Genomic DNA, 25,920 nt, shown 5'->3' on the forward strand with positions numbered 1-25,920 from the left:
GTGCGTCGGGATAGCGGACGATGATACGGCTCTTCAAGCATTACGTACCCTATGCGGTCCTCCTGCTCGGCCTTGTCGATGCGGTGTTGTTGATCGCGTCTGCGGAGATCGGCTGGATCGTCCGCGCGCATCAGATCGGCATGGAGGTCGGGCCGATCCACACCCGGATCGCGCAGTTGCTGACGTTCGCGCTCGCATTGCAGGTCTCGCTGGTCGCGGTCGGGGCGTACGGCGTCGCATCGTTCCTGTCGCTACGCTTTGCCGCTGCGCGGCTTGCGGTGGCGCTGTCGCTGGGCGTGATGTTCCTGTCGCTGATCTTCTTCCTCGTCCCCCCGCTCGCGTTGTGGCGATCGAACCTGTTGTACGCGACGGTGATCGCCACCGTCCTGCTCGTCACGGTTCGTGCGGTGCTTGGCAAGACGCTCGGCGGCGAGACGTTCAAGCGGCGGATCGTCGTGCTCGGCGCCGGCACGCGCGCCGCGCGGATCGAGACGCTGGCCGCACAACCCGGCGTGAACTTCGTCGTCGCCGGCTTCGTCCGCATGGGTGAGGTCGAGCCGGTCGTCCAGAATGCGATGCCGCGGGCCGACATCCCCAATCTTGCCGCGCATATCGTCGACCAGAATGCGAGCGAGGTCGTGCTGGCGCTCGACGAACGCCGCAACGCCCTGCCGATGAAGGATCTGCTCCGGGTTCGCACCACCGGCGTGCAGGTCAGCGAGATATCGAGCTTCCTCGAACGCGAGACGGGACGCATCGACCTGAAGAGCGTCAACCCGTCCTGGCTGATCTTCTCCGATGGGTTCGCCTCCAGCCGAATGCTGTCGAGCGTGTTCAAGCGCGCGTTCGACATCGTCGCCAGCGGACTGCTGCTGGTGGTCACGCTGCCGATCATCCTGCTCACCGCGATCGCGATCAAGCTCGAGTCGAAGGGTCCCGCTTTCTATCGCCAGCGTCGCGTCGGGCTCTACAATGAGGGCTTCGATATCCTGAAGCTGCGGTCGATGCGGCAGGATGCGGAGGTCGCGGGCAAGGCGGTCTGGGCGGCGGAGGACGATCCGCGGATCACGCGCATCGGTCGCTTCATCCGCAAGGTGCGGATCGACGAACTGCCGCAGACCTGGACCGTGCTGAAGGGCGAGATGAGCTTCGTCGGCCCACGTCCGGAACGGCCGCAGTTCGTCCAGCAGCTGGAGGAGCAACTGCCGTTCTACGCCGAGCGGCATATGGTGAAGCCGGGGATCACCGGCTGGGCGCAGATCAATTATCCGTATGGCGCGTCGATCGAGGATGCGCGCCACAAGCTCGAATACGACCTGTATTACGCGAAGAATTATTCGCCGTTCCTCGACATGCTGATCCTGTTGCAGACGCTCCGCGTGGTGTTGTGGCCGGCAGGCGCGCGGTGATCTTTGTAGCTGACCGCGCGTGATCGCGACCCTGGTCCTGTGGAGCCATGCGCTTGCCGCGTTGCTGTTCGGCGCGGTGGCGCTTGGGCAGATGCGGCGGCCGAGCGGGCATTGGCCGCATCGCGCGTTGCTGGTGGCGCTGGTCGCGACCAGCCTGTGGGCGCTCGCGGTCGCGGGGATCGGGGCGCAGGACATCGCGACTCGCGTCGCGGCGAGCGTTCGCGATGTCGCCTGGCTCGGGTTCATGCTGGCAATGGTGCGGCGCGATCATACGGGCAACCGGGCGCTAGACGCGGTGTATCTGGTGGTGATGACGCTCGCCGGTGCGGCGGCGCTGCTCGCCTTCGTGGAAGTTGCCGTCCTACACGACGAGGCGTTCGCTGCGGTCGCGTCCGCGCGCGCGATGCTCGGCATGATGGGGGCGGTGAGCGCGCTGGTCCTCACGCATCACCTGTATCAGGCCGCGCCGGCATCGCGGGGCGGCGTCCGGCTGGTGATGCTGGCGCTTGCGGCGATGTGGGGCGTCGACCTGTTGGTGGCGGCGTTGGCCTATGCCTCGACGGTGGCGGCGCCGACCGCGTTCGTCGCGCGGGGTGTCGTGATGATCGGCGTCGCGGCTATGCTCGTCGTCGGCGTGCATCGCAGCGGCGAGTGGACGCTCGCCTTGTCGCGGCCGATCGCGGTGCGTGCATTGTCGGCGATCGCGCTGGTCCTCTACGCGGGCATCACCGCGCTTGCGACCGCCATCGTCGCCAGCCTTGCCGGGCCCTATGCGCGGGTGGCGCAGACGGCGATCGTGTTCGGCGCGACGGCGATGGTGGTGGCGCTGCTGTCGACGCCCTGGTTGCGGGCATGGGCTAAGGTAAAGGTGGCGAAGCATCTGTTTCGCCATCGCTATGACTACCGCGCCGAGTGGCAGCGCTTCACCGATACGCTGGGCCGACCCGATTCCGGTGCGGAGTCGCTCGACTGTCGCGTGGTAAAGTCGATCGCCGACCTGACCGACTCGCCCGGGGGGCTGTTGCTGGTGCCCGACGGGGCATCGTTGGGGCCAGGCGCGACGTGGAACTGGGCGGGAGCCGCCGATGGTCCACGCGATGAGACGTTGGCGCGGTATCTCGCGCAGGACGCGCGGATCGTCGAACTGGACCGCGTCCGCGCCGGCACCGCGCCAGGCGGCGACGTGACGAGCGTTCCCGATTGGCTCCGCGACTGTCCCGAGGCGTGGGCGATCGTGCCGCTGGTGCACGGCGGCGCGCTGGTTGGCGCGATCGTGCTGGCGCGCCCACCGGTCGACCGGGCGCTCGACTGGGAGGATTTCGACCTGCTTCGGGTCGCGGGTCGGCAGGCGGCGAGTTACCTTGCCGAGGATCGCGCGCATGCGGCGTTGGCGGATGCAGCGCGGTTCGATGAGTTCAATCGACGGTTCGCGTTCATCCTGCACGACATCAAGAACCTCGTCAGCCAGTTGACGCTGGTTGCACGCAACACAGAGCGGCACGCCGACAATCCGGATTTCCGCGTCGACATGGTCGCCACCCTCAAGGACTCGTCCGATCGCATGAACGCGTTGCTCGCCCGCCTTTCGCAGCACGGACCCGTCCGGGGCGAACCGCTTCAGCCGATCGACGTCGCCACCATCGTCGAGCGAGTCGCGGCTGATCGCAAGTCGCAGCACCCCATTGTCGCGCGCGGCGGTCCGGCCTGCGCGCTGGGGCACGCGGCCCGACTCGAACAGGTGTTGGGACAGCTCGTCCAGAACGCGGTCGAGGCTAGCGCTGCGGATGCGCCCATCCTGTTGGCAGTCGAGACGATCGGCGAGCAGGTGGCGATCGACGTGATCGACCATGGCTGTGGCATGACGCCGGGCTTTGTCCGCGACCAGCTGTTCAAGCCGTTCGTGTCGTCCAAGCCCGCTGGCTTCGGGATCGGCGCGTTCGAGGCACGACAATTGGTGCACGCGATGGGTGGCGCGCTCGACGTCGCCAGCCGGGAGGGAGAGGGCACGCGCTTCCGCATCCTGCTGCCCGCGGTCGCGGCGCTGGAGGTGGCGGCGTGAGCGGAAACGAGCGCCCCGTCCTGCTGATCGTCGAGGACGACCTCGGTCTGCAGCGGCAATTGCGCTGGGCGTATGAGGGCTATGAGATCGTCGTCGCGAGCGATCGGGCGCAGGCGCTCGACGCGGTGCGCGCGCATGAGCCTGCGGTCGTCACGCTGGACCTCGGCCTGCCGCCCGATCCGGACGGAGTCACCGAAGGGTTTGCCACCCTGCGCGACATCCTCGCGATGAAGCCGGATACCAAGGTGATCGTCGCCTCCGGGCACGGCGCGCGCGAAAGTGCGTTGCAGGCGATCGCGGATGGCGCCTGGGACTTCTATGCCAAGCCGATCGACATCGATGCGCTCGGGATGATCGTCAGCCGTGCGTTTCATGTCCATGCGCTGGCGACCGAGAACCGCAGGCTTGCCGCGCGGATCGACGCGGGCGGGTTCGGCGGGTTGATCAGCGCTTCGCCCGAGATGGCGGTGGTCACGCGCACGCTGGAGCGAGTCGCGCCCGCCAACGTCTCGGTGATGCTGCTCGGCGCGAGCGGTACCGGCAAGGAGCTGCTCGCGCGTGGGCTGCATGACGCGTCGCCACGGTCGCGGGGGAATTTCGTCGCGATCAACTGCGCCGCGATCCCCGAGACGCTGCTCGAAAGCGAGCTGTTCGGTCATGAGAAGGGCGCGTTCACCGGCGCGGTGAAGACAACCGAGGGCAAGATCGAGCAGGCCGCCAGCGGCACGCTTTTCCTCGACGAGATCGGCGACGTGCCGCTTGCGCTCCAGGTGAAGCTGTTGCGGTTCCTCCAGGAGCGCGTGATCGAGCGGGTCGGCGGGCGCAAAGCGATCCCGGTCGATACGCGGATCGTCTGCGCGACTCACCAGAATGTCGACGCGATGGTCGCGGACGGGCGGTTCCGCGAGGATCTGTATTACCGGCTCGCGGAGATCGTCGTGCGGATACCGGCATTGGCCGCGCGGACCGGCGACGCGGTGCTGCTCGCGCGGCACTTCGTCACGCGCTATGCTCGCACGATGAACCCCGTCGTCACCGGCCTGGCCCCCGATGCGCGTGCCGCGATCGACGGCTGGGGTTGGCCGGGCAACGTCCGCGAGCTGGAGAACCGGATCAAGCGCGCGGTCATCATGGCCGATGGCAAGCTCGTCACGGCGGCCGATCTCGACCTCGACGGCAAGGGCGAGGAGGCCGCCGCGCTCAACCTGCGCGCCGCCCGCGAACTCGCCGACCGGAAGGCGATCCGCCAGGCGCTGGCGAGGGCCAACGGCAATATCTCCGGCGCATCGCGGTTGCTCGGGATCAGCCGTCCAACCTTGTACGACCTCCTGAAAAGCTATGATCTCCATGCCTGAGACCGGATCCGCGGCGACGCACACGCATCGTTATCCGTTGCTGAGCCGGGGCCGGCGTCGGCGCCTGAAAATGCGCGGCGTCGTTACCGCGAGATATACACGCTTGGTTGCGATCGGCGTCCTGTGTCTGCTGATCGTCGGTATCGCGATCGCCCTCGCGACTCGTCCGCCGCGGCCAGATGCCCGTCGGTCGCTAGTCGACAGCCTGACGACGCTGGCAGCAGGAAACTACAGTGCCGCCCGCACCAACGCGCAGGCCGCGATCAAGGCTGCCCCGACGTTGGGGATCGCGCATGCGGTACTGGCGCGCGCGTATCTCGAACTGGGCGACGGGCTTGCGGCGGAGGCGGAACTGGCGCGGGCGACCGACGCGGGGTTGCCCGCGGATCGCCTGCATCAGCTTCAGGCACATGCGCGATTGCTGCAGGGCGACCCCGATGGCGCGATCGACGAGGCGGCGCAGGCGCAACCGCGGTATGCTGGGTACGCTGCGCGAATTCAGGCACGGGCGCTGGCGTCGCAAGGCAAGCCGGTAGAGGCGCAGGCGGTGCTTCGGGCGCTGCTCGAGCAGGCGCCTACCGATGGCGCGGCGTGGACGGATCTCGGCCGTATCCGGTTGACGGCGGGCGATGTCGGCGGCGCGTCGGTCGCGGCGGCGCGCGCGGTGACGCTGGCGCGGGGCGAACCTGCGGCGCTGACGTTGCAGGGGGAGGTCATTCGCAGCCGCTACGGCCTGGTTGCCGCGCTGCCGTGGTTCGAGGCGGCGTTGCAGCGCGACGCGTATTATCACCCCGCGCTGATCGAATATGCGGCGACGCTGGGCGAGGCGGGTCGGAATGCCGACATGCTGGCGGCGACGCGTCGCGCGCTGTTGGCGCGGCCGGGCAGCCCGCAGGCGTTGTACCTCCAGGCGGTATTGGCGGCGCGCGCCGGACGAATCGATCTGGCGCGCGGGCTGCTGCAACGAACCGGTAGCGCGGTTGCCGGCCTGCCGGGTGCGATGCTGCTGTCGGGCAGTCTCGACTATGCGGAAGGCAAGTTCGAACAGGCGGCGGTCACGTGGCGACAGTTGGTCGCTATCCAGCCACTCAACGTGACCGCGCGCCGACTGCTGTGCGCGGCGCTGCTTCGGTCTGGGGACGCGCAGGCCGCGCTAGGCGTGCTGAGGCCGATCGGGCTGCGCGCCGACGCGGACAGTTACGCGCTGACGACGATCGCGCGGGCGTTTGACGCGACCGGGGATACCTCGACCGCGGCGCAATTCCTTGATCGTGAAGCGGGGGGGCGGACGGCGCCCAGTGGGATCTTCGGTACGGACGATTCGGTCGGCGCATTGTTGGCCGTTGCCGATGCTGCGTCGAACGACCCGACCTATGTGCTGGGGGTGATCCGCGGCCAGATCGCGCGTGGGGATACTGCCGGCGCGATTGCTCGGGCGCGTGCGCTCGTCACGGCGAGCCCCGGCGCACCTGCCGCGCAACTGGCACTTGGGGACGCACTGGTTGTTGCCGGGCGCTATCCCGAGGCGGCTGGCGTCTATGCGCGTGCAGCGGATCTATCGTTCGACGAACCGACGATGTTGCGTCTGGTCGATGCGCTTGGTCGAGCCGGGCGCACGCAGGACGCTGCGGCTTCGCTGGCGCTGTATCTGTCGCAGAACCCGCAAAGCCTGACCGGGCTCCGTCTCCTGGGCCACTGGCAGGTCGCGTCCGGGGATTGGGACAAGGCTATCGAGACGCTGGAGGGGGTGCGGCGAAGGGTCGGCAACCGGGATGGTGGCATATTAAGCGACCTTGCGCTCGCCTATGCGGGTAGCGACGACGGCGCCATTGCGGCTCGCTACGGTAACGCTGCGTATAGTCTCGCGCCGATGAATGCAGCTGCGGCGGATGCCTACGGTATCGCCTTGGCGGCGAGCGGGAACGTCGGTGGCGCGCGCCAGTTGCTCGACAAGGCGGTCCGACTCGCCCCGGGTGATGCGGTGATTGCAGGCCACCGCCGCCAGCTTGGCTGAACGCTACCGGTCCTGCCTTCGGAACCCTTGCCTCTGGGAAGGCGTGTCGTCAGAAGCCGCGCATGACCGATCCGCTGGACCGCATCGCCGCCGCACTCGAGCGCCTGTCGCCACCCCCGCCGCCGGCCGCCGATCCGCGCGCGCATCCTGCGTATGTGTGGCGTGGTGGGGTGCTCCAGCCCGCGCGCGGGTTTGCGCCGTTGCCGCTCGATATGCTGATCGGTGTCGATCGCCAGAAGGCGTCGCTGCTGGCCAATCTGCGCCACCTCGCGGCGGGTCATGCCGCGCAGGACGTCCTGCTGTGGGGCGCACGGGGAACCGGCAAGTCGGCGCTTGTCAAAAGTGCGGTGGCGGACGTCCAGGGTTCGGGCGGCGATATCGCGTTGGTCGAGGTCACCGAGCTTGCCGGGTTGCCGACGCTGTTCGCGGCCTTGACGCAGGTGAGGCGCGCGTTCGTCGTATTCGTCGACGATCTTGGGTTCGACGTTCCGGCCGAGGCGCGGGCGCTTCGGTCGATGCTGGAGGGTGGGGCGGAACCCCGGCCTGCCAATGTCCGATTGCTGGTGACCGCCAATCGACGGCATCTGGCGCCGCGGGACATCGCCGAACAGGAAAGTGCGATCAATCCGCGCGATGCGGCGGACGATCATCTGGCGCTGTCGGATCGCTTTGGCCTCAGCCTTGGCTTTCATGCACTTGATCAGGAAGGGTATCTTGCGATCGTTGCGGCCTATGCGGTGACACATGATCTGGAGTTCGAACCGGGCGAGGCCATCGGTTGGGCTACACGTCGGGGCAGCCGATCGGGCCGCGTCGCGTGGCAATATATAGTCGATCTAGCCGGTCGGGCCGGCAAGGCGTTGTAATCTCAAAAACGGTGGGCCGGTGCCGAAGCACCGGCCCGGCAACATCAGTTGCTGTCCGAATCGTCGTTGTTGTCGTTGACGATGGCGATAACGCCGATCGCTGCAACGCCAGCTACGATCAGGAGGGCGAAGATGCCGCCGCCGCCTGCGAGCTCGTTCTTGCCGGACGTTGCCGAGCCAACGCGTGCGTTCGCAACCGACAGGCTGGCAGGAGCAGCCGACGCTGCAACCGAGGTGGTCATCATTGCAACGGCAAGTGCGCCGCCGGTAAGGGCCTTGAGCTTCATATACATCTCCGCATTAAACAAACAGAACTGCCGCAACGCAGCAATTGCACGGTGGTTCCCGTATTGACCTAAGACAGAAACGTCCAGCGAAATATAGTTCAAGATGTGCCTTCAACCATTTCTGCAAGCTCGAGCCAACGCAGCTCGGCGGCCTCCTTTTCGGCGCGGGCAGCATCCATCGCCTTGGTCAGCTTCGCGAACGTCGCATTGTCGCGCATGTAGAGGTCGGGCTTCGCCAGCTTGACCGCATCGGCTGCCATCTGCGCGTCGAGTTCCTCGATTCGCTTCGGCAGCATTTCATAGTCGCGCTGGTCCTTGTAGGTCAGTTTCGCGCGGGGGGCGGCAGCGACAGGGGCGGTCGCCGCGACCTTCTTCGAAGCGCGCTTGCCTGTGGTCGTCGACACGCGACGCTTTTCCCAATCCTCGTAGCCGCCCGCGACCACGTCGACCGTGCCCGAACCGTCGAGACCGAGCGTGATCGTCACGGTGCGGTCAAGGAAGTCGCGGTCATGGCTGACGATCAGCACGGTGCCGTCGTAATCGCCGATCACTTCTTGCAACAGGTCGAGCGTCTCGAGATCGAGATCGTTGGTCGGCTCGTCGAGCACCAGCAGGTTGGACGGCTTGGCGAACTCGCGTGCCAGCAGCAGGCGCGAGCGTTCGCCACCCGACAGCGAGCCGATCTTCGCGTCGACCATGTTCGGGTCGAACAGGAAGTCCTTCAGATAGCCGTGGATGTGCTTGCGCACGCCGAGCACGTCGATCCATTCGCCGCCGTCGACGACGACTTCGCGCACCGTCTTCTCGGGCGCCATCAGGCTGCGTTGCTGGTCGATCACGACCGCATCCAGGGTTTGGGCCAGCTTAATCGAGCCGCTGTCGGGCTGGATCTCGCCGGTCAGCAGCTTGAGCAAGGTCGACTTGCCCGCGCCGTTACGGCCTACGATGCCGATGCGGTCGCCCCGCGTTACACGGAGCGTCAGGTCGCCGATGATCGTGCGGTCGCCGTAGACCTTGGTGACGTTCTTGGCGTCAATCACGACCTTCGACTTCGTGTCGTCGCTGGCGGTCGTCAGGTTCGCCGAGCCCTGCGGCCCGATCATCGAGGCGCGTTCGGCGCGCATCTCGTGCAGCTTGGTGAGGCGGCCCTGATTGCGCTTGCGCCGCCCGGTGACGCCGCGAAGCAGCCAATGCTCCTCCAGCTTGAGCCGCGCGTCGAGCTTCTCGGCCTGGCGCTGTTCCTCGGCATAGACCTGCTCGGTCCAGGCCTCGAACCCGCCGAAACCGATTTCCGCGCGCCGGATCGCACCGCGATCGAGCCACAGCGTCTGCTTGGTGAGCCGAGTCAGGAAGGTGCGGTCATGGCTGATCACGACGAACGCACCGCGGAAGCGCTTGAGCCAGTCCTCGATCCATTCGATCGCACCGATGTCGAGATGGTTGGTCGGCTCGTCGAGCAGCAGCACGTCGGGGTCCTGCGACAGCGCGCGGACGATCGCCGCGCGACGCCGCTCGCCGCCCGACGCGGAAGCCGCCTCGCGCGACAGGTCGATGCCGAGCTGGTCGGCGATCGAATCCGCTTCGTAGTTCACCGGCGCATCGTCGCCCGCCATCACGTAATCGCGCAACGTCGCGAAGCCGCGCAGATCGGGCTCTTGTTCGAGGATGACGACGCGGGTGCCGGGGACGATCGTCCTGCGTCCCTCGTCCGCCTGGACGCTGCCGCCGAGCAGTTTGAGCAAGGTCGTCTTGCCGGCGCCGTTGCGGCCGATCAGCGCGAGCCGGTCGCGCGGTCCGATATGGATGTCGAGATTGCGAAAGAGCCATCCCGAGCCCTGGACGAGTCCGAGGCCTTCGAATGCTAAGATTGGTGCTGCCATGTCCGCGCCACGTAGGGGGGCGAAGTGATGCAGGCAAGTTACACCGCGCGGGCTTCGTGCTGTCCGCGGCCTGTCGCGATCATTCACAGGCTGTTCAATGCGGGAGGCCTATGCCACCGCCATGAAGATGCTGCTTTTCCTTGCAACCCTGGCCGCTGCGCCGTTCCTGATGGGTGCCGCACCCATGCTGGCGGGTGAGCCCCCGCAGCGTCGCAGCGACCAGATGTCGGCGTTGCAGGCGCGCAAGACCGGAGCGCCGTCTTTGCGCGAGATCGAGTCCCGTGTGATCCCGACGATGCGGGGCGCGCAGTATCTCGGCTCGGACTATGATTCGGGCAGCGCCATTTACACGCTGAAATTCCTGCGCGATGGAACCGTCATCTGGGTCGACGTCGATGGTCGTAACGGCCAGATCGTCGGCCGCACGGGTCGCTGAACACTGTAATCGAGAGGATTGTCATGCGCGTTCTGATCGTCGAGGACGAGCCGAATCTCGGCCAGCAATTGAAGAATACTCTGGAAGGGGCCGGCTATGCGATCGACCTCGCGGTCGATGGCGAGGAAGGGCATTTCCTTGGCTCCACCGAGAATTACGACGCGGTCGTGCTCGATCTCGGGCTGCCCGAGATCGACGGGCTGACCGTGCTCGATCGGTGGCGCAAGGAGGGCAAGACGATGCCCGTGCTGGTGCTGACCGCGCGCGACAGCTGGTCGGACAAGGTCGCGGGCCTAGATGCGGGCGCGGACGATTACGTCGCCAAGCCGTTCCAGAGCGAGGAGCTGATCGCGCGTCTTCGTGCGCTGATCCGTCGTGCTTCGGGCAATGCTTCGTCCGAGCTGACTGCGGGTGACATTCGCCTCGACACGCGCAGCGGCAAGGTGACGCGCGCCGGCGAGCCGGTGAAGCTGACCGCGCAGGAATACAAGCTGCTGAGCTACCTGCTGCATCACAAGGGCAAGGTCGTCAGCCGTACCGAGCTGATCGAGCATATCTACGACCAGGATTTCGATCGCGATTCGAACACGATCGAGGTCTTCGTGACGCGGATCCGCAAGAAGCTTGGCCAGGACGTGATCACGACGATCCGCGGGCTCGGCTATAGCCTCGAAGATCCGGACGCCTGATCGGCTGACGATGGACAGCGCGCCGGTCACAGACACGCCGATAGCGGACGGGCCGATCCGCGTGCCCGCCGCGGTCAAGGGATCGCTGTCGCGGCGGATGATCCTGATCGCGGCGGTGTGGATCGGCGTGCTGCTCAGCGGCGGCGGGTTCGCGCTCGACCGGGTGCTGTCGGCGGCGGTGACGCGTAATTTCGACGACCAGCTGGAATATGTGCTGCGGTCGCTGCTCAATTCGTCCGAGATCGGCCCCGACGGCGAAGTGATCTTCTCGCGCGAGGCGGCGGCCGACCAGCGGTTCGTCGAGCCGTATTCAGGGCTTTACTGGCAGGTGTCGGGCAAGGGTCGCGAGGATTTCCCGTCGCGTTCGCTATGGGATCGGCGGCTCGCGTTCGGCGGAACGCATGACGACCGCAACGCGCATTTCTACGACAGCACGCAGTTTCCGGACGAGAAGCTTCGCGTCGTCGAGCGGGACGCGGTGATCCCCGGGTCGAAGGTGCATTGGCGGTTCCAGGTGGCGCAGAGCCGCGACGGGCTCGATGCGCAGATCACGACGTTGCGGCGGACGCTGGTGCGCAGTTTCGCGCTACTCGCGCTCGGTCTGATCGTGATGGCGGCGCTGCAGACGTTCTACGGGCTGTGGCCGCTGCGGCGGGTGCGCGAGGAGATCGCGCGGATGCGGGCGGGTCAGTCGAACCGCGTGTCGAGCGCGATGCCGGTCGAGGTCGCGCCGATGGTCGAGGAACTGAACGCGCTGATCGAGCATAACGAGCGGCAGGCGGAGGAGGCGCGGCGGCATGCTGGCAACCTCGCGCACGCGCTGAAGACGCCGCTGACGGTGATCATGAACGCGGCGACGGCGCAGTCGGACGACCTCGCCGACACGGTCATCCGCGAGGCGCGGACGATGCGGCGGCAGGTCGACCATCACCTTGCGCGGGCGCGGGCGGTCGGGCGGCGTGGGTCGGCGCACAGCCGCGCCGACGTGTGGCCGAGCCTGGAGTCGGTCGAGCGCGCAGTCGGTCGGCTGTATCGGCACGTCCGGATCGACGTGACCGGGCCGCGTGGGTTGCAGGTCCATGTCGAGCGGCAGGATCTCGACGAGATGCTCGGCAATTTGATCGAGAACGCCGCGAAATATGGTGGCGGTAGCGTGTTCGTGACGGTCGGCGCGCAGTCGGGCTTCGTCGAGTTTTTGGTCGAGGACGACGGGGTCGGCATTCCGGAAGAGGAGCGGGTGAGGATCTTCGATCGGGGTGTGCGGCTGGATACGGGCAAGCCGGGGACGGGGCTCGGGCTGGCGATCGTGCGTGATGTGGCGGAGATCTACGAGGGGACGGTTGCGCTCGAGGAGAGCGAGGATCTTGGTGGGTTGCTGGTGCGGTTGCGGTTGCCGGCTGCTAACTGACGCCGTTTCGATCCTCCCCCGCAAGGGGGAGGTGGCGCGAAGCGACGGAGGGGGAGGACACGGAACACACGTTGTCCTCTGCCTCCCCCTCCGTCTGGCAAGGGCCAGCCACCTCCCCCTTGCGGGGGAGGATCAGTGTCACATCACCCCCGCGATCTCGCCTGCCGATACGTCCCCAGCACGCGCAGCCATTTCGAATGGAACCCCAGTTCCTCCAGCGCATGGTCGAGGTTAGCGTCGCCCGGCTTGCCGACCACGTCCGCATAGAATTCCGTCGCGGAGAAGCTGCCGTTGCGCTGATAGCTTTCGAGCTTGGTGATGTTCACGCCGTTGGTCGCGAAGCCGCCGACCGCCTTGTAGAGTGCGGCGGGGACGTTCTTCACTTCGAAGATCAGCGTGGTCATCCACTCGCCGCCGACCGGCTCCTGCGCCGCGGGAGGCTTGCCGCCGCGTGCCAGCACGACGAACCGCGTCGTGTTGTGATCCGCATCGGCGATGTCGGTCGCGAGCAGATCGAGACCATATAGCGCGGCCGCGGCAGGCGGTGCGAGTGCGGCGATCGCCGGGTCGCCCAACTCCGCCACCACTGCCGCCGCGCCCGCGGTATCGGGATAGCTCACCGGCTCGATCCCGTGTGCCTTCAGCCAATGGCGGCACTGCCCGAGCGCCTGCGGATGGCTCATCGCCTTGCGGATGCCGTCGCGTGGGCCGCAGGCCATCAGCGCGTGGCGGATCGGCAGGAAATGCTCGCCGGTGATGACGAGGCCCGATTCGGGGAGCAGGAAATGGATGTCGGCGACGCGGCCATGGAGCGAATTCTCGATCGGGATGATCGCGCAATCGGCGCGGCCGTCCTTCACCGCGTCGATCGCGTCGGAGAAATCGAAACAGGGCAGGGGCAGGCCATCGGGGAACGCCTCGACCGCGGCGACATGGCTGTTCGCGCCTGGCGCGCCCTGGAACGCGACGGCGCGCGCAGGGTCGGCGACGGCGGCCTCGGTCATCCGCGCGACGATCGGGCGGGCGGGTGCGGCGAAGTTTTCCATGCGTCCGGCGCCTAAAGCGCGCTGCCTGCCTGTTCAAGCCGCGTAAAGCGCCGCCGCCCGCCATACACCCGCCCTTCAAGCGCGGCTTGCGGTGCGCGCTCGCGTTTTCTATGGCTATCCCAAACAGAACAGGGCGGATGCACAAGATGGACAATCGGACCAATACGATCGCCGGCTGGGTGCTCGCAGGCTGTGGTGCGGCGCTCGGGCTGTCGATCGTCGGCGGGATGATGTTCCACGGCGAGCGTCCCGAGAAGATGGGCTATGCGATCGAGGGCGTCGTCGCGGAGGGCGGCGAAGGTGCCGCCGCCGAAGTGCCGATCGCCTCGTTGCTGCCGACCGCCGACGCCGCCAAGGGCGCCGAAGTGTTCAAGAAGTGCGCCGCCTGCCACACGATCAACCAGGGTGGCGCGAACGGCGTCGGCCCGAACCTGTACGGCACGGTCGGCGAGGAGATCGCCAAGGGCAAGGCCGGGTACGCTTTCTCGTCGGCGCTGGCCGGGATCGGCGGCAAGTGGGACTTCGACAAGCTGAACGCGTGGCTGACCTCGCCGCGCAAGTTCGCGCCGGGGACGAAGATGACGTTCGCCGGGCTCGGCAATGCGCAGGACCGGGCGAACGTGATCCTGTATCTGAACCAGCAGGGTTCGAACCTGCCGTTGCCGGCGGCGCCTGCGGCTGGCGCTGCTCCGGCGGCTGGCAAGGATGCTGCGGCGAAGGATCAGCCGGCGACGGCGAATGCGGCGGAAGCGGCGGCTACAGAAGGTGCGCCGACTGCGGACATCGCCAACACCGGAACGCCCGCTTCGGGTGCGCCGTCGGTCGATCCGGAAGCAGCCCGCAAGGGCGCCCGCTCGGAAAAGTAGGGCGACCAACTCCCTCTCCCCTGCGGGGAGAGGGTCGGGGTGAGGGGCTGCCAAGCAGTGCAGCGCCTGGAACAGCCCCTCACCCCGACCCTCTCCCCGGAAGGGGGAGAGGGAGCAGAAGGTTCAGCCCTCGGCGGCTTCCTTCTCCGCCCGCTCGCGGTAGAACGACTGCACCGCGTCCCAGGCCTCGTCGGCGGTCTCGACGTAGCGGAAGATCCCCAGGTCCTTCTCGCTGACGACGCCTTCCTCGACCAGCGCGTCGAAGTTCACGACCCGCTCCCAGAATTGACGCCCGAACAGCAGCACCGGGATCGGCTGAATCTTGCCCGTCTGGATCAGCGTCAGCAGCTCGAACAGCTCGTCGAACGTCCCGAACCCACCCGGAAACGCAGCGAGCGCGCGGGCGTGGAGCAGGAAGTGCATCTTGCGCAGCGCGAAATAGTGGAACTGCACCGACAGCGACGGCGTGACGTACGGGTTCGGCGCCTGCTCGTGCGGCAGGACGATGTTCAGCCCGATCGACTCGGCCCCGACGTCGTCAGCCCCGCGGTTGGCGGCTTCCATGATCGACGGACCGCCGCCCGAACATACCACGAACTGCCGCCAGCCACGCTCGTCGCGCGGCAACACGCTGACCTTGGCGGCCAACTCACGCGCGACGTCGTAATATTTCGACTTCTCGACCAGCCGCTCGGCGATCTTCTTCGACTTCTCATCGGTGGCGAGCTTCAACAACGCCTGCGCCTTCGACGGCTCGGGAATACGCGCGGAGCCGTAGAACACGAAGGTCGAGCCGATCTTCGCCTCGTCGAGGACGAGTTCGGTCTTCAGCAGTTCGAGCTGGAACCGCACCGGCCGCAGGTCTTCGCGCAACAGGAAATCCATGTCCTGGAAGGCGAGCCGGTAATGCGGGTGCTGCGTCTGGGGTGTGGAAACGGAGTCGCGGGCGGACTCGGCATCCTGGCTGGCGTTCGGAAAAACGCGCGATGGTACTCGTGTATCGGTCATTCAGGCGCGATTAGAGGAAACGCGGGGGGAGGGCTAGAGCGGTGCGCTAGCGGCAGAAATTGGCGTGATCGTCTTCGAGATGGAGGTGGTTGCGATGCGCGGCGTTGTAGTCGGGGCTAAGCACCGTGCCGAACCGCTTGCAGGCCGACGCGCGGATCGTCTGGAGGAATTGCCGAACCTGCGGATCGGCCGAGTTCCAGTCGTTCAGCACGGTGATTCGCCGTCCGTCCTTCAGTACGAACCCGCCGATATCGATCGCGTTGGCGATCGCGTGGCCCGAGCGGCGGGTGGGACCGCGCGTCGAGCCGACCACGTTGCGGCACGCGTAGCTTCCCATGCTGTCGACCCTCGCGAGTTCGCTGCCAAGCATCTGGTACGCGGCCGGCGCGACCGCATTGCGCGTCCAGCCGATGAACGCCCGCGCGGCACCGCAACGTACCGCGGTGAGATTGGCAACAGGTACGCCGATATCGACGAGCTTCACGGTGCCATTGAGCCCACAACCAGGGCCGATCTCGCGGTCGGGCAGGACCTGGAAGGACACGTGCAACTCGCGCAGGTCGGCGAGACACTGCGCGGTTTCGCGGTTGCTCGGGACGGACAGATTGGGGCGAGTCTTGGTCGGTGCCGTGGGGCGGTCGGCGCGTCCGCAGCCGGCTAAAGTCAGTGCGAGAGTCGCTACTACCACCCACTCCGTCATGCCGGGCCTGTTCCGGCATCCCCTTATCGTCTTGTCCCCCATGCCTAAGGCCGTGCGGCACGGTGGACCCCCGGACAAGCCGGGGGTGACGGAGCGAGTTTGGCGCACGGTAGGGCGAGTCTCGCCGCCACGCGCTCGCGGTCGAACGCGGTTGACACCCCCGCTAACACCGTTAGGGCCGGCGACGGGCCACGCGGTCCCAACGCCGCGCGTGCTCTCTGTGAGGAGAGATACATGACTGATACGACCTACGCACCCGCTACAAATGCGCCTGCACTGCCCGCTACGAAGCCGGCACGTCCCTTTTTCAGCTCCGGTCCCTGTGCGAAACCTCCGGGTTGGTCCGCGGACAAGCTCGCCACCGCCTCGCTCGGTCGCTCGCATCGCTCGAAGATCGGCAAGACCCGTCTGCAGTACAGCATCGACCTGATGCGCGAACTGCTGAATCTCCCCGACACGCACCGCATCGGCATCGTCCCCGGCTCCGACACCGGCGCGTACGAGATGGCGATGTGGACGATGCTGGGCGCCAAGCCCGTCACCGCGCTCGCGTGGGAAAGCTTCGGCGAGGGCTGGGTCACGGATGCCGTGAAGCAGCTCAAGATCGATCCGACCGTCGTACGCGCCGATTACGGCCAGCTGCCCGATCTGGACGCGGTCGACTGGTCGAACGACGTGCTGTTCACGTGGAACGGCACCACCAGCGGCGTGCGCGTGCCGAACGCGGACTGGATCCCGGACGACCGCGAGGGTCTCTCGTTCGCCGATGCGACGTCGGGCGTATTTGCGTACGATATCGACTGGACGAAGATCGATGTGGCCACCTTCTCGTGGCAGAAGGTGCTCGGAGGCGAGGGCGCACACGGGGTGCTGATCCTCGGGCCGCGCGCGGTCGAGCGGCTCGGGATGTACACTCCCGCCTGGCCTTTGCCGAAGGTGTTCCGCCTCGTCTCGAAGGGCAAGCTCACCGAGGGCGTGTTCAAGGGCGAGACGATCAACACGCCGTCGATGCTGGCCGTAGAGGATGCGATCTTCAGCCTCGAATGGGCGAAGTCGCTTGGCGAAGACGGCTTGATCAAGCGGTCGGACGCGAATGCTGCGGCTTTGGACAAGATCGTGGCGGAGCGCGATTGGCTCGGCCATCTGGCGGTCGATCCGGCGACGCGGTCGAAGACCAGCGTGTGCCTCACGGTCGAGGGTGCGGACGAGGCGCTGATCAAGGCGATGGCGTCGGCGCTCGAAAAGGCCGGCGCGGCGTATGACGTGGCGGGTTACCGCGACGCGCCTCCGGGCTTGCGGATCTGGTGCGGCGCGACCGTTGATACCGCCGATATCGAGGCGCTCGGCCCCTGGCTCGACTGGGCCTACGCGACTGCCAAGGTCGCTTAACCAGCTACCGCGTCTTTTCCGCCCTTCTTCCACAACCACCCCATCCGTCATCCCGGCGCACGCCGGGACCCATGGACACGGAGCGCCCGCTCATGATGCGGACCGCAACCGTGGGTCCCGGCTTCCGCCGGGATGACGGGGGGCAGGATCGGAACGGAACGCGGCATCCCAATTCACCGAAATTCCCAGGAGCAATCCCATGCCAAAAGTCCTCATTTCCGACAAAATGGATCCCCGTGCGGCGCAGATCTTCCGCGAGCGCGGGGTCGAGGTCGACGAGATCACCGGCAAGACGCCCGCCGAGCTGATGGCGATCATCGGCGAGTATGACGGCCTCGCGATCCGCAGCTCAACCAAGGTGACCAAGGAAATCCTCGAGCACGCCACCAACCTCAAGGTCGTCGGCCGCGCAGGCATCGGCGTCGACAACGTCGACATTCCCGCCGCGTCGGCGAAGGGCGTGGTCGTGATGAACACGCCGTTCGGCAACTCGATCACTACCGCCGAGCACGCGATCGCGCTGATGTTCGCGCTCGCCCGGCAACTCCCGGAAGCCGACGCCTCGACGCAGGCCGGCAAGTGGGAGAAGAACCGCTTCATGGGCGTCGAGCTGACGTCGAAGACGCTCGGCCTGATCGGCGCGGGCAATATTGGTTCGATCGTCGCCGACCGTGCACGTGGCCTCAAGATGAAGGTCGTCGCGTTCGATCCGTTCCTGACGCCCGAGCGCGCGATCGAGATCGGCGTCGAGAAGGTCACGCTCGACGAGCTGCTCGCGCGCGCCGACTTCATCACGCTGCACACGCCACTGACCGACCAGACGCGCAACATCCTGTCGGCCGAGGCGCTCGCCAAGACCAAGAAGGGGGTGCGCATCATCAACTGCGCACGCGGCGGCCTGATCGACGAGGTCGCGCTGAAGGCGGCGCTCGATTCGGGGCAGGTCGGCGGCGCCGCACTCGACGTGTTCGTCGAGGAACCCGCCAAGGCATCGCCGCTGTTCAACACGCCCAACTTCGTCAGCACGCCGCATCTCGGCGCGTCGACGACCGAAGCGCAGGTCAACGTCGCGATCCAGGTTGCCGAGCAGATGGCCGATTTCCTGATGTCGGGCGGCGTCACGAATGCGCTCAACATGCCTTCGCTGTCGGCCGAGGAGGCGCCGAAGCTGAAGCCGTACATGGCGCTGGCGGAGAAGCTTGGGTCGCTGGTCGGTCAGTTGACGACGGGCGCGGTGTCGCGGATCTCGGTGCATACCGAAGGTGCTGCGGCGGATCTGAACGCGAAGCCGATCGTGAGCGCGGTGCTCGCCGGCTATCTCCAGACGCAGACCGCGACCGTCAACATGGTCAACGCGCCGGTGCTGGCGCGGGAGCGTGGTCTTGAGGTGCGTGAGGTCCGCACCGAGCGTGAGGCGGATTACCACACGCTGCTGCGCGTTTCGGTGAAGACCGAGGATGGCGAGCGGTCTGTTGCCGGCACGTTGTTTGGCGATTCGGCGCCGCGGTTGGTGGAACTGCTGGGGATCAAGATCGAGGCCGATCTGGCGGGGCCGATGCTGTACGTCGTCAACGAGGATGCGCCGGGGTTCATCGGTCGTCTCGGGACGGCGCTTGGCGAGGCTGGGGTGAATATCGGGACGTTCCACCTCGGGCGTCGGTCGGCGGGCGGCGAGGCTGTGCTGCTCCTCTCGGTCGACGAAGCCGTGACGCCCGACCTGCTCACCAAGGTCCGCGCGCTGCCAGGCGTGAAGACCGCAATGGGCCTCAACTTCTAACCCTGCTACGCTCTTCTAAAGCCCTCTCCCCCCCCGGGGAGAGGGTTGGGTGAGGGGCAGTTGGGAAGGAGAGCGCCCGCGGCGCCCCTCACCCCGACCTTCTCCCCGGAAGGGGGAGAGGGAGCAGTGAAGGTTGACGACCTATTGCTGGATCGCGCCAAGCGGATGCGGCGCAAGCCTACTCTGGCAGAGGCGAAACTCTGGCGCCACCTCCGTGACCGGCAGATCGCCAACACTAAATTCACCCGCCAGTTCGTCATCGGCCCCTACGTCGCCGACTTTGCCGCCCGCGACGCGAAACTCGTCATCGAGGTTGACGGCGATACGCATAGTGACCAAGCGCGCGACGCAAGCCGAACGGATTGGCTCCAACGACAGGGATATCGCGTGATACGGTTCAGCAACGCCGACATCATGTCCGGGATGGACGGGGTCTGGCACGTTATATCGGCAGCTCTCACAGCGGAGTCTGCAAAGTGACCGCACTCCTCCCCGAAGGTTTCCGAGATCGCCTCCCCCCGTTTGCCGATTCGGCCGCGGCACTGGAAGCCCGCGTGCTCGAAGCGGCGCGTCTCCACGGCTATGAGCGCGTCGATCCGCCGCTCGCCGAATTCGCTGACGGGCTGGAGATGCGCCTGAAGGCCGGCGGGCTGCACGACGCGGTGCGCTTCGTCGATCCGGTGTCGCAGCGCACGCTCGCGATCCGGCCGGACATTACCGCACAGGTCGCGCGGATCGCTGCCACGCGGATGGGGCACCACCCTCGGCCGGTTCGGCTGAGCTATGCTGGCTCCGTGCTGAAACTGCGCGCGTCGCAGCTCGCGCCCGCGCGCGAGACCCGGCAGATTGGGTGTGAGTTGATCGGGCTCGACTCGGTTGCCGCCGCGCAGGAACTGGTCGCGGTCGCGGTCGACATGATCGCCGCCGCCGATGTCACCGGCGCGTCGATCGACTTCACGCTCCCTGACCTCGTGCCGACGCTGGCCGCCGGACCTCTCCCCGTGGCGGATGACCTCGTCGCAACCTTGCGCGATCGGCTCGATGCGAAGGACGCCGGTGCCGTCGCTGCGCTCGCCCCCGCCTATCTTCCGTTGATCGAGGCCGCCGGACCGTTCGACCAGGCGATGGACCGCCTCCGCGCCTTCGATACCACCGGCGCACTCGCTTCGCGCCTCGACGGCCTCGCGCGCATCGCCGAGGCGCTCGATGGCCGCGTCGCGCTCACGCTCGATCCGACCGAGCGGCATGGCTTCGAATACCAGACATGGCTCGGCTTCTCGCTTTTCGCCGACGGTAGCGCGCGCGAAGTCGGCCGCGGCGGCACCTACACCGTCGTTCATGAAAATGGCGCCGAGGAAGCCGCGACCGGTTTTTCGTTGTTCGCCGATGCGCTCGTCGAACGCGTCGCTACTGTCGATCGCCGCCGCCTCTTCCTGCCGTTCGGTACGCCCGCCATCGAAGGCGCAGCAATGCGCGCGAAAGGCTGGGTTACCGTCGCCGCACTCGACGCCGGCGACACCCCCGAAGCACAAGTCTGCACGCATCTATGGGTGGCGGGCGAGCCCCGCGCGCTGTAGGCGCTGCGCGTAATCCTCAGGAGATAGAGTTTGGCCAACGTAGCAGTCATCGGCGCGCAATGGGGCGACGAAGGCAAGGGCAAGATCGTCGACTGGCTCGCCGAGCGTGCCGACATGGTCGTGCGGTTCCAGGGCGGGCATAACGCCGGCCACACGCTGGTCGTCGGCGATAACGTATATAAGTTGTCGCTGCTGCCGTCGGGTATCGTCCGCGGGACGCCGTCGTTCATCGGGAATGGCGTGGTGCTCGATCCTTGGGCGCTGAAGGACGAGATCGCGCGGTTGGGTGCACAGGGCGTCGTCGCGACCCCGGAGACGCTGCGGATCGCCGATACCTGTGCGCTGATCCTGCCGTTCCACCGCGATCTCGACGGCCTGCGCGAGGATGCCAGCGGCGCTGGCAAGATCGGTACCACGCGTCGGGGCATTGGGCCTGCGTATGAGGACAAGGTCGGCCGTCGCGCGATCCGCGTGTGCGATCTCGCGCATCTCGACGATCTCGGCCCGCAGCTCGATCGCCTCACCGCACATCACGATGCGCTGCGTGCCGGCTTCGGCGAGCCGCCGATCGACCGCGCCCGCCTGATTGCCGAGCTGCGCGAGATTGCCGGCTTCGTCCTCCCGTTCGCCAAGCCTGTGTGGCGCGACCTCAACGCCGCGCGCTCGGCGGGCAAGCGCATCCTGTTCGAGGGCGCGCAGGGCGTGCTGCTCGATGTCGACCACGGCACCTATCCGTTCGTCACCTCGTCGAACACCATTGCAGGCGCTGCGGCCGGCGGTTCGGGCCTTGGCCCATCGGCAGTCGGCTTCGTGCTCGGCATCGCCAAGGCATACACTACCCGCGTCGGCTCCGGGCCGTTCCCGACCGAACTCGAGAACGAGACCGGCGAGCGACTCGGCGTACGCGGGCATGAGTTCGGTACCGTGACCGGGCGTAAGCGCCGCTGCGGCTGGTTCGACGCGGTGCTGGTGCGTCAGGCGGTGGCGGTCGGGGGCATCACCGGGATCGCGCTGACCAAGATCGATGTGCTCGACGGGTTCGAGACCGTATCGATCTGCACCGGCTACAGCTTGCGCGGCGAGACGCTCGATTATTTCCCGGCGCATGCGGCGGACCAGGCGCTGGTCGAGCCGATCTACGAGACGATGGAAGGCTGGCAGGAAACGACTGCCGGTGCACGCAGCTGGGCCGACCTGCCGGCGCAGGCGATCAAGTATATTCGCCGAATCGAAGAGCTGATCCGCTGCCCGGTGACGTTGGTGTCGACCAGCCCGCAGCGTGCCGACACGATCCTCGTCCGCGATCCGTTCTCGGACTGATACGAAAAAAGCCGGGCGATCGCTCGCCCGGCTTTTCAGTTACTCTAAGACGGAGGGATCAGCGCGGGCTGGTCGTGCCGGTCTTCCCGCCCGTGGTCGAACCCATCGTCCCAGTGGTCGTGCCACCCATCGTGCCGGTGGTGCCGCCCATGGTACCCGTAGTACCACCCATCGTGTCGGCACCCATCGTGCTGCCCGTCGTGCCCGACATCGTGCTGCCCGTCGTACCGGTGCCGCTCATCGTGCCCGACGTCGTGCCGTGCGTACGGCTGCGGGCCTTGGTGCCACGCTGGGTGCGCGTCGTCGTGGTCGATTGGGTGCTGGTCGAAGGGCTGGCCTGATCCATCGTGCCCGTCGACATTCCGCCGGTCGTGCTGCCTGCGGTCGAACCGCCCATGGTGCCGCCGCTCATCGTGCCACCCGTGGTGCCGCCCATCGAGCCGCCGGTGCTCGTCTGTGCCACTGCCACGCCCGGAATGATTAGCGCTGCCGCTGCGATCGAAGTCAGAATACGCATTTCGCTCTCCTATGTTATTGAAGAGCAAGCGCTTCAGTCCTGCATAGGTTCCGACGTCAGCCGCACTGGCCCCGATGCAGCAGCGCCTGGTCGGCCAGCACGAGAGCGACCATCGCCTCGACCACGGGGACTCCGCGGATGCCCACGCACGGGTCGTGACGCCCCTTGGTGGCGATCGTCGCGGCCTCACCGGTCGGGCTGATCGTCTCGACCGGGGTGAGGATCGAGCTGGTCGGCTTGAACGCGACGCGGAGGCGTATCGGCTGGCCGGTTGCGATGCCCCCAGCGATCCCACCTGCGTGGTTGGCGAGAAACTCTGGGCCATCGACGCCCGGTCGCATCGGATCGGCGTTCGCCTCGCCCGACAATTCGGCGGCGGCGAATCCGTCGCCGATCTCGATGCCCTTGACCGCGTTGATGCTCATGCAGGCCGACGCGAGTTCGGAATCGAGCTTGGCGTAGAGCGGCGTCCCCCAGCCTGCCGGCACGCCGGTCGCCTCACACGCGATCACCGCGCCGAGTGACGAGCCGGATTTCCGCGCTCCGTCGACGAGCGCTTCCCAGCGGAGCGCTGCCTCGGCATCGGGGCAGAAGAACGGGTTCTGGTCGATCTGCGTATCGTCGAAATTTGCCGGATCGATCGCATCGCCACCGATCGCCTCGACCCATGCGCGGACGCGGACCTGCGGCACGACGAGCCGCGCGACCGCACCGGCGGCGACGCGTGCGGCGGTTTCGCGCGCGGAGGAGCGCCCGCCGCCCCGGAAATCACGGAACCCGTATTTGGCGTCATAGGCATAGTCGGCGTGGCCGGGGCGATAGGCCTTGGCGACGTCGGAATAATCCTTCGAGCGCTGGTCGACATTCTCGATCATCAGGCTGATCGGCGTGCCGGTGGTGCGCCCCTCGAACACGCCCGAGAGAATACGGACCGTATCCGGCTCGCGCCGCTGCGTGGTGAAGCGCGAGGTGCCGGGGCGACGCTTATCGAGCCAGGGCTGGATGTCCGCCTCGGTCAGCGAGATGCCAGGCGGGCACCCGTCGACGATCGCCCCCAGCGCCGGCCCATGCGACTCGCCCCAGGTGGTGAAGCGGAACAGCCGTCCAAATGTATTGAAGCTCACTGGCCCCTCTCCCGGACGGGGAGAGGGAGGGGCCCGTGCGAAGCATGGGAGGGTGAGGGCACGCACGTAAGTCCATCAAGGATCGCGGCGAGCACACCGTCCATCCGCTGCATCACGTCGTTGTTCCAGACACGGATCACACGATATCCCTTGGTCGCGAGGAAGGCGGTTCGATTGTCGTCGTACGCCGCTTCGTCGATGTGTTGGCTACCGTCTACCTCGACGACCAGCATGGCGTCCATGCAGAGGAAGTCGGCGATGAAGGGGCCGATCCATACTTGGCGGCGGAACTTGAAGTTGCCGAGACGACGACTGCGGAGGCGGTACCACAGCCGGTCCTCCGCTTTGGTCGCGTTCCGACGCAAACCTCGGGCTCGATCCAGTGGTTCGGTGCCGTCGTGTTGCCTCACCTTGCCCTCACCCTCCCATGCTTCGCATGGGCCCCTCCCTCTCCCCGGAGGGGGAGAGGGGTTATGCCAGTGCGATATCGGGGGCGTCTTCGGCTTTCATACCGATCACGTTGTAGCCGGCGTCGACGTGGTGCGTCTCGCCGGTCACGCCCGAAGCCAGGTCGCTCAGCAGATACAGCCCCGCGCCGCCGACGTCGTCGATCGTCACGTTGCGCTTCAGCGGTGAGTTCAGCTCGTTCCACTTCAAAATCAGGCGGAAATCGCCGATGCCGCTTGCGGCCAGCGTCTTGATCGGCCCCGCCGAGATCGCGTTAACGCGGATATTGTCGCGGCCGAGGTCGACCGCGAGATACTGCACGCTCGTCTCCAGCGCCGCCTTCGCCACGCCCATGACGTTGTAATGCGGAATGACCTTCTCCGCGCCGTAATAGCTGAGCGTCAGCATCGCGCCGCCCTCGGTCATCATCTTGGCCGCCCGCTGCGCCACCGCGACGAACGAATAGACCGAGATGTTCATCGTCATCAGGAAATTGTCGAGGCTGGTATCGACGAACCGCCCACGCAGCTCGTTCTTGTCCGAAAAGCCGATCGCGTGAACGACGAAGTCGATCGTCGGCCATTCCTCCGCCAGCTTGTCGAAGGTCGCATCGAGCGCGCCCATGTCCGACACATCGCAATCGAAGAGCCGCGCCACGCCCAATTGCTCGGCGAGCGGGCGGACGCGCTTCTCCATCGTCTCGCCCTGGTAGCTGAACGCGAGGTCCGCGCCCGCCTCGGACAGCTTCTTGGCAATCCCCCAGGCCAGCGACTTGTCGTTCGCCAAGCCCATGATCAGCCCACGCTTGCCCGCCATCAAACCGTTCACGCCGTCCCCGCCTATACCTGCATATCCGTAGCAGGCTGCTCTAGCGTTGTTTCGGGTGGTTCCGCCAGTGCTGCGTTGAGATGCGCGCCAAATACGAGACCGAGCCCGATGACATAGAAAAATAACAGCATGATGACGACACCCGCCAGACTGCCATAGGTGAGGTCGTAACCACCGAGACGCGACAGGATCACCGGCAGCAACGCGGTCGCGCTGACCCACCAGGCGGTGGTGAACAGCGCGCCCGGCCATTTGCGGCACTTCGAATAACGATAGCGCGAGGGCGTCACCGAATAGAACAGCAGGTACAGCGCGCCGAACATGAGCAGGCCGGGGATAAGACGGGAGAGACCGACCCAGCCGGCGGCGTCCTGCGCGAAGGGGAGGAGGCGATAAATGAACTGCTCGGCTGCGGTGAGGATGCCCTGCACCAGGAACGACAGCAACGCGATTACCACCGACAGAATGATCACCGCCGACGAGCCGAGCCGCGATTTCCAGAACGGCGCGGTCGCCTTGATCCCATAGGCGCGGTGGAAGATGTCGCGGATCGTCTCGACGAAGCTGCCGACCGTCCAAAGCCCGACGAGCGCACCAAGCCACAACAGCGACCCGGTCCGCGCGGCGAGCACGTCGGCGATCGGCTTGCGCAACAGGTCGCCGACGTTCGGCGGCAGGACGTTGAGGAACGATTCGACCGCGCGCACTGTCTCGACGCTCTGTCCGAAGATCGACAGGATCGCGGCGGCGACGATGAAGAACGGGAACACCGTCATCAATGCGAGATAGGCGAGGTTCCCCGCGTGGATGAAGCCGTCGTTGAACACGCCGACGGCCGCCCGCTTGACGATCTCGAACGCGTAACTGCCTGGCCTGACCTTCGCCATGCCGCGGGTGAGACGGGCGCGCGTCGCACCA

24 protein-coding genes are annotated in these 25,920 nt (G+C 66.7%); 14 read left to right on the forward strand and 10 right to left on the reverse strand.

What is annotated here, in order from left to right; translation table 11 throughout:
- Positions 1-20 precede the first annotated feature (20 nt).
- The 5 genes from E5673_RS05355 (at position 21) to E5673_RS05375 (ending at position 7,703) form a co-directional block, all read left to right on the forward strand.
- Positions 21-1,409, forward strand: coding sequence for a TIGR03013 family XrtA/PEP-CTERM system glycosyltransferase (locus E5673_RS05355; RefSeq protein ID WP_136189226.1), 1,389 nt, complete (start codon positions 21-23; stop codon positions 1,407-1,409).
- Between the two features lie 19 nt (positions 1,410-1,428).
- Positions 1,429-3,468 carry an XrtA/PEP-CTERM system histidine kinase PrsK gene (prsK, locus tag E5673_RS05360; protein ID WP_247599591.1) on the forward strand — a complete coding sequence of 680 codons (2,040 nt, stop codon included), beginning with the start codon at positions 1,429-1,431 and terminating at the stop codon, positions 3,466-3,468.
- Positions 3,465-4,823, forward strand: a complete 1,359-nt coding sequence (gene prsR / locus E5673_RS05365; RefSeq protein WP_136189227.1) for a PEP-CTERM-box response regulator transcription factor — start codon at positions 3,465-3,467, stop codon at positions 4,821-4,823. Before prsK ends, prsR begins: the two co-directional genes overlap by 4 nt.
- Before the next feature lie 103 nt (positions 4,824-4,926).
- On the forward strand, positions 4,927-6,837 hold the full coding sequence (locus tag E5673_RS05370) for a tetratricopeptide repeat protein (RefSeq protein ID WP_247599592.1): 1,911 nt from the start codon (positions 4,927-4,929) through the stop codon (positions 6,835-6,837).
- Between the two features lie 62 nt (positions 6,838-6,899).
- Positions 6,900-7,703 carry a DUF815 domain-containing protein gene (locus E5673_RS05375; RefSeq protein ID WP_136189229.1) on the forward strand — a complete coding sequence of 268 codons (804 nt, stop codon included), beginning with the start codon at positions 6,900-6,902 and terminating at the stop codon, positions 7,701-7,703.
- 44 nt (positions 7,704-7,747) lie between these two features.
- Here E5673_RS05375 and E5673_RS05380 read toward each other — a convergent pair whose 3' ends face one another.
- Positions 7,748-8,092 carry a hypothetical protein gene (locus E5673_RS05380; protein WP_247599593.1) on the reverse strand — a complete coding sequence of 115 codons (345 nt, stop codon included), beginning with the start codon at positions 8,090-8,092 and terminating at the stop codon, positions 7,748-7,750.
- The gene (locus E5673_RS05385) at positions 8,089-9,870 is read right to left on the reverse strand and encodes an ABC-F family ATP-binding cassette domain-containing protein (RefSeq protein ID WP_136189230.1); all 1,782 of its coding nucleotides are present in this window, start codon (positions 9,868-9,870) and stop codon (positions 8,089-8,091) included. Before E5673_RS05385 ends, E5673_RS05380 begins: the two co-directional genes overlap by 4 nt.
- Before the next feature lie 121 nt (positions 9,871-9,991).
- Here E5673_RS05385 and E5673_RS05390 point away from each other — a divergent pair, with 121 nt between their 5' ends.
- The 3 genes from E5673_RS05390 to E5673_RS05400 all read left to right on the forward strand — a co-directional run bounded on the left by E5673_RS05390 (position 9,992) and on the right by E5673_RS05400 (position 12,403).
- On the forward strand, positions 9,992-10,306 hold the full coding sequence (locus E5673_RS05390) for a hypothetical protein (protein WP_056061812.1): 315 nt from the start codon (positions 9,992-9,994) through the stop codon (positions 10,304-10,306).
- A 23-nt stretch (positions 10,307-10,329) separates the two neighbouring features.
- The gene (locus tag E5673_RS05395; RefSeq protein ID WP_056061146.1) at positions 10,330-10,995 is read left to right on the forward strand and encodes a response regulator transcription factor; all 666 of its coding nucleotides are present in this window, start codon (positions 10,330-10,332) and stop codon (positions 10,993-10,995) included.
- A gap of 97 nt (positions 10,996-11,092) precedes the next feature.
- On the forward strand, positions 11,093-12,403 hold the full coding sequence (locus E5673_RS05400; protein ID WP_056485281.1) for a HAMP domain-containing sensor histidine kinase: 1,311 nt from the start codon (positions 11,093-11,095) through the stop codon (positions 12,401-12,403).
- 143 nt (positions 12,404-12,546) lie between these two features.
- On the opposite strand, the gene E5673_RS05405 is transcribed toward E5673_RS05400, so the two are convergent.
- Complete coding sequence (locus E5673_RS05405; protein ID WP_136189231.1) at positions 12,547-13,449, reverse strand: prephenate dehydratase; 903 nt, start codon at positions 13,447-13,449, stop codon at positions 12,547-12,549.
- Between the two features lie 146 nt (positions 13,450-13,595).
- Here E5673_RS05405 and E5673_RS05410 point away from each other — a divergent pair, with 146 nt between their 5' ends.
- The gene (locus tag E5673_RS05410) at positions 13,596-14,315 is read left to right on the forward strand and encodes a cytochrome c family protein (RefSeq protein ID WP_136189232.1); all 720 of its coding nucleotides are present in this window, start codon (positions 13,596-13,598) and stop codon (positions 14,313-14,315) included.
- A 123-nt stretch (positions 14,316-14,438) separates the two neighbouring features.
- Here the strand turns inward: E5673_RS05410 and E5673_RS05415 are convergent, their stop codons facing one another.
- Complete coding sequence (locus E5673_RS05415; RefSeq protein ID WP_056484830.1) at positions 14,439-15,323, reverse strand: TIGR00730 family Rossman fold protein; 885 nt, start codon at positions 15,321-15,323, stop codon at positions 14,439-14,441.
- Between the two features lie 46 nt (positions 15,324-15,369).
- A complete protein-coding gene (locus tag E5673_RS05420) occupies positions 15,370-16,023 on the reverse strand; it encodes an extensin family protein (protein WP_136189233.1) in 654 nt (217 codons plus the stop codon).
- Positions 16,024-16,257: 234 nt separating this feature from the next.
- Between E5673_RS05420 and E5673_RS05425 the strand changes: the two genes are divergently transcribed.
- From E5673_RS05425 to E5673_RS05445, 5 genes are all read left to right on the forward strand, one after another.
- Positions 16,258-17,412: a phosphoserine transaminase gene (locus tag E5673_RS05425; protein ID WP_136189234.1), complete on the forward strand. Its 1,155-nt coding sequence runs from the start codon at positions 16,258-16,260 to the stop codon at positions 17,410-17,412.
- A gap of 199 nt (positions 17,413-17,611) precedes the next feature.
- Entirely contained in the window at positions 17,612-19,189 is a 1,578-nt protein-coding gene (gene serA, locus E5673_RS05430; RefSeq protein ID WP_136189235.1) for a phosphoglycerate dehydrogenase, read from the forward strand.
- 126 nt (positions 19,190-19,315) lie between these two features.
- A complete protein-coding gene (locus E5673_RS05435; protein WP_247599594.1) occupies positions 19,316-19,669 on the forward strand; it encodes an endonuclease domain-containing protein in 354 nt (117 codons plus the stop codon).
- Positions 19,666-20,766, forward strand: coding sequence for an ATP phosphoribosyltransferase regulatory subunit (locus E5673_RS05440; protein WP_136189236.1), 1,101 nt, complete (start codon positions 19,666-19,668; stop codon positions 20,764-20,766). The genes E5673_RS05435 and E5673_RS05440 overlap by 4 nt, the downstream gene beginning before the upstream one ends.
- Positions 20,767-20,796: 30 nt before the next feature.
- On the forward strand, positions 20,797-22,086 hold the full coding sequence (locus tag E5673_RS05445) for an adenylosuccinate synthase (protein ID WP_136189237.1): 1,290 nt from the start codon (positions 20,797-20,799) through the stop codon (positions 22,084-22,086).
- Between the two features lie 58 nt (positions 22,087-22,144).
- Here the strand turns inward: E5673_RS05445 and E5673_RS05450 are convergent, their stop codons facing one another.
- The 5 genes from E5673_RS05450 to E5673_RS05470 form a co-directional block, all read right to left on the reverse strand.
- Entirely contained in the window at positions 22,145-22,603 is a 459-nt protein-coding gene (locus tag E5673_RS05450; protein ID WP_136189238.1) for a hypothetical protein, read from the reverse strand.
- A 56-nt stretch (positions 22,604-22,659) separates the two neighbouring features.
- On the reverse strand, positions 22,660-23,727 hold the full coding sequence (gene aroC / locus E5673_RS05455) for a chorismate synthase (protein ID WP_136189239.1): 1,068 nt from the start codon (positions 23,725-23,727) through the stop codon (positions 22,660-22,662).
- Positions 23,724-24,137: a DUF559 domain-containing protein gene (locus E5673_RS05460; RefSeq protein WP_210731809.1), complete on the reverse strand. Its 414-nt coding sequence runs from the start codon at positions 24,135-24,137 to the stop codon at positions 23,724-23,726. The genes aroC and E5673_RS05460 overlap by 4 nt, the downstream gene beginning before the upstream one ends.
- Before the next feature lie 61 nt (positions 24,138-24,198).
- Positions 24,199-25,002: an enoyl-ACP reductase FabI gene (gene fabI / locus E5673_RS05465; protein WP_133018541.1), complete on the reverse strand. Its 804-nt coding sequence runs from the start codon at positions 25,000-25,002 to the stop codon at positions 24,199-24,201.
- Positions 25,003-25,013: 11 nt separating this feature from the next.
- On the reverse strand, positions 25,014-25,889 hold the full coding sequence (locus E5673_RS05470) for a YihY/virulence factor BrkB family protein (RefSeq protein WP_247599659.1): 876 nt from the start codon (positions 25,887-25,889) through the stop codon (positions 25,014-25,016).
- Between the last annotated feature and the right edge of the window lie 31 nt (positions 25,890-25,920).

Source organism: Sphingomonas sp. PAMC26645 (assembly GCF_004795835.1).
In the GTDB taxonomy this organism is placed as follows: Bacteria; Pseudomonadota; Alphaproteobacteria; order Sphingomonadales; family Sphingomonadaceae; genus Sphingomonas.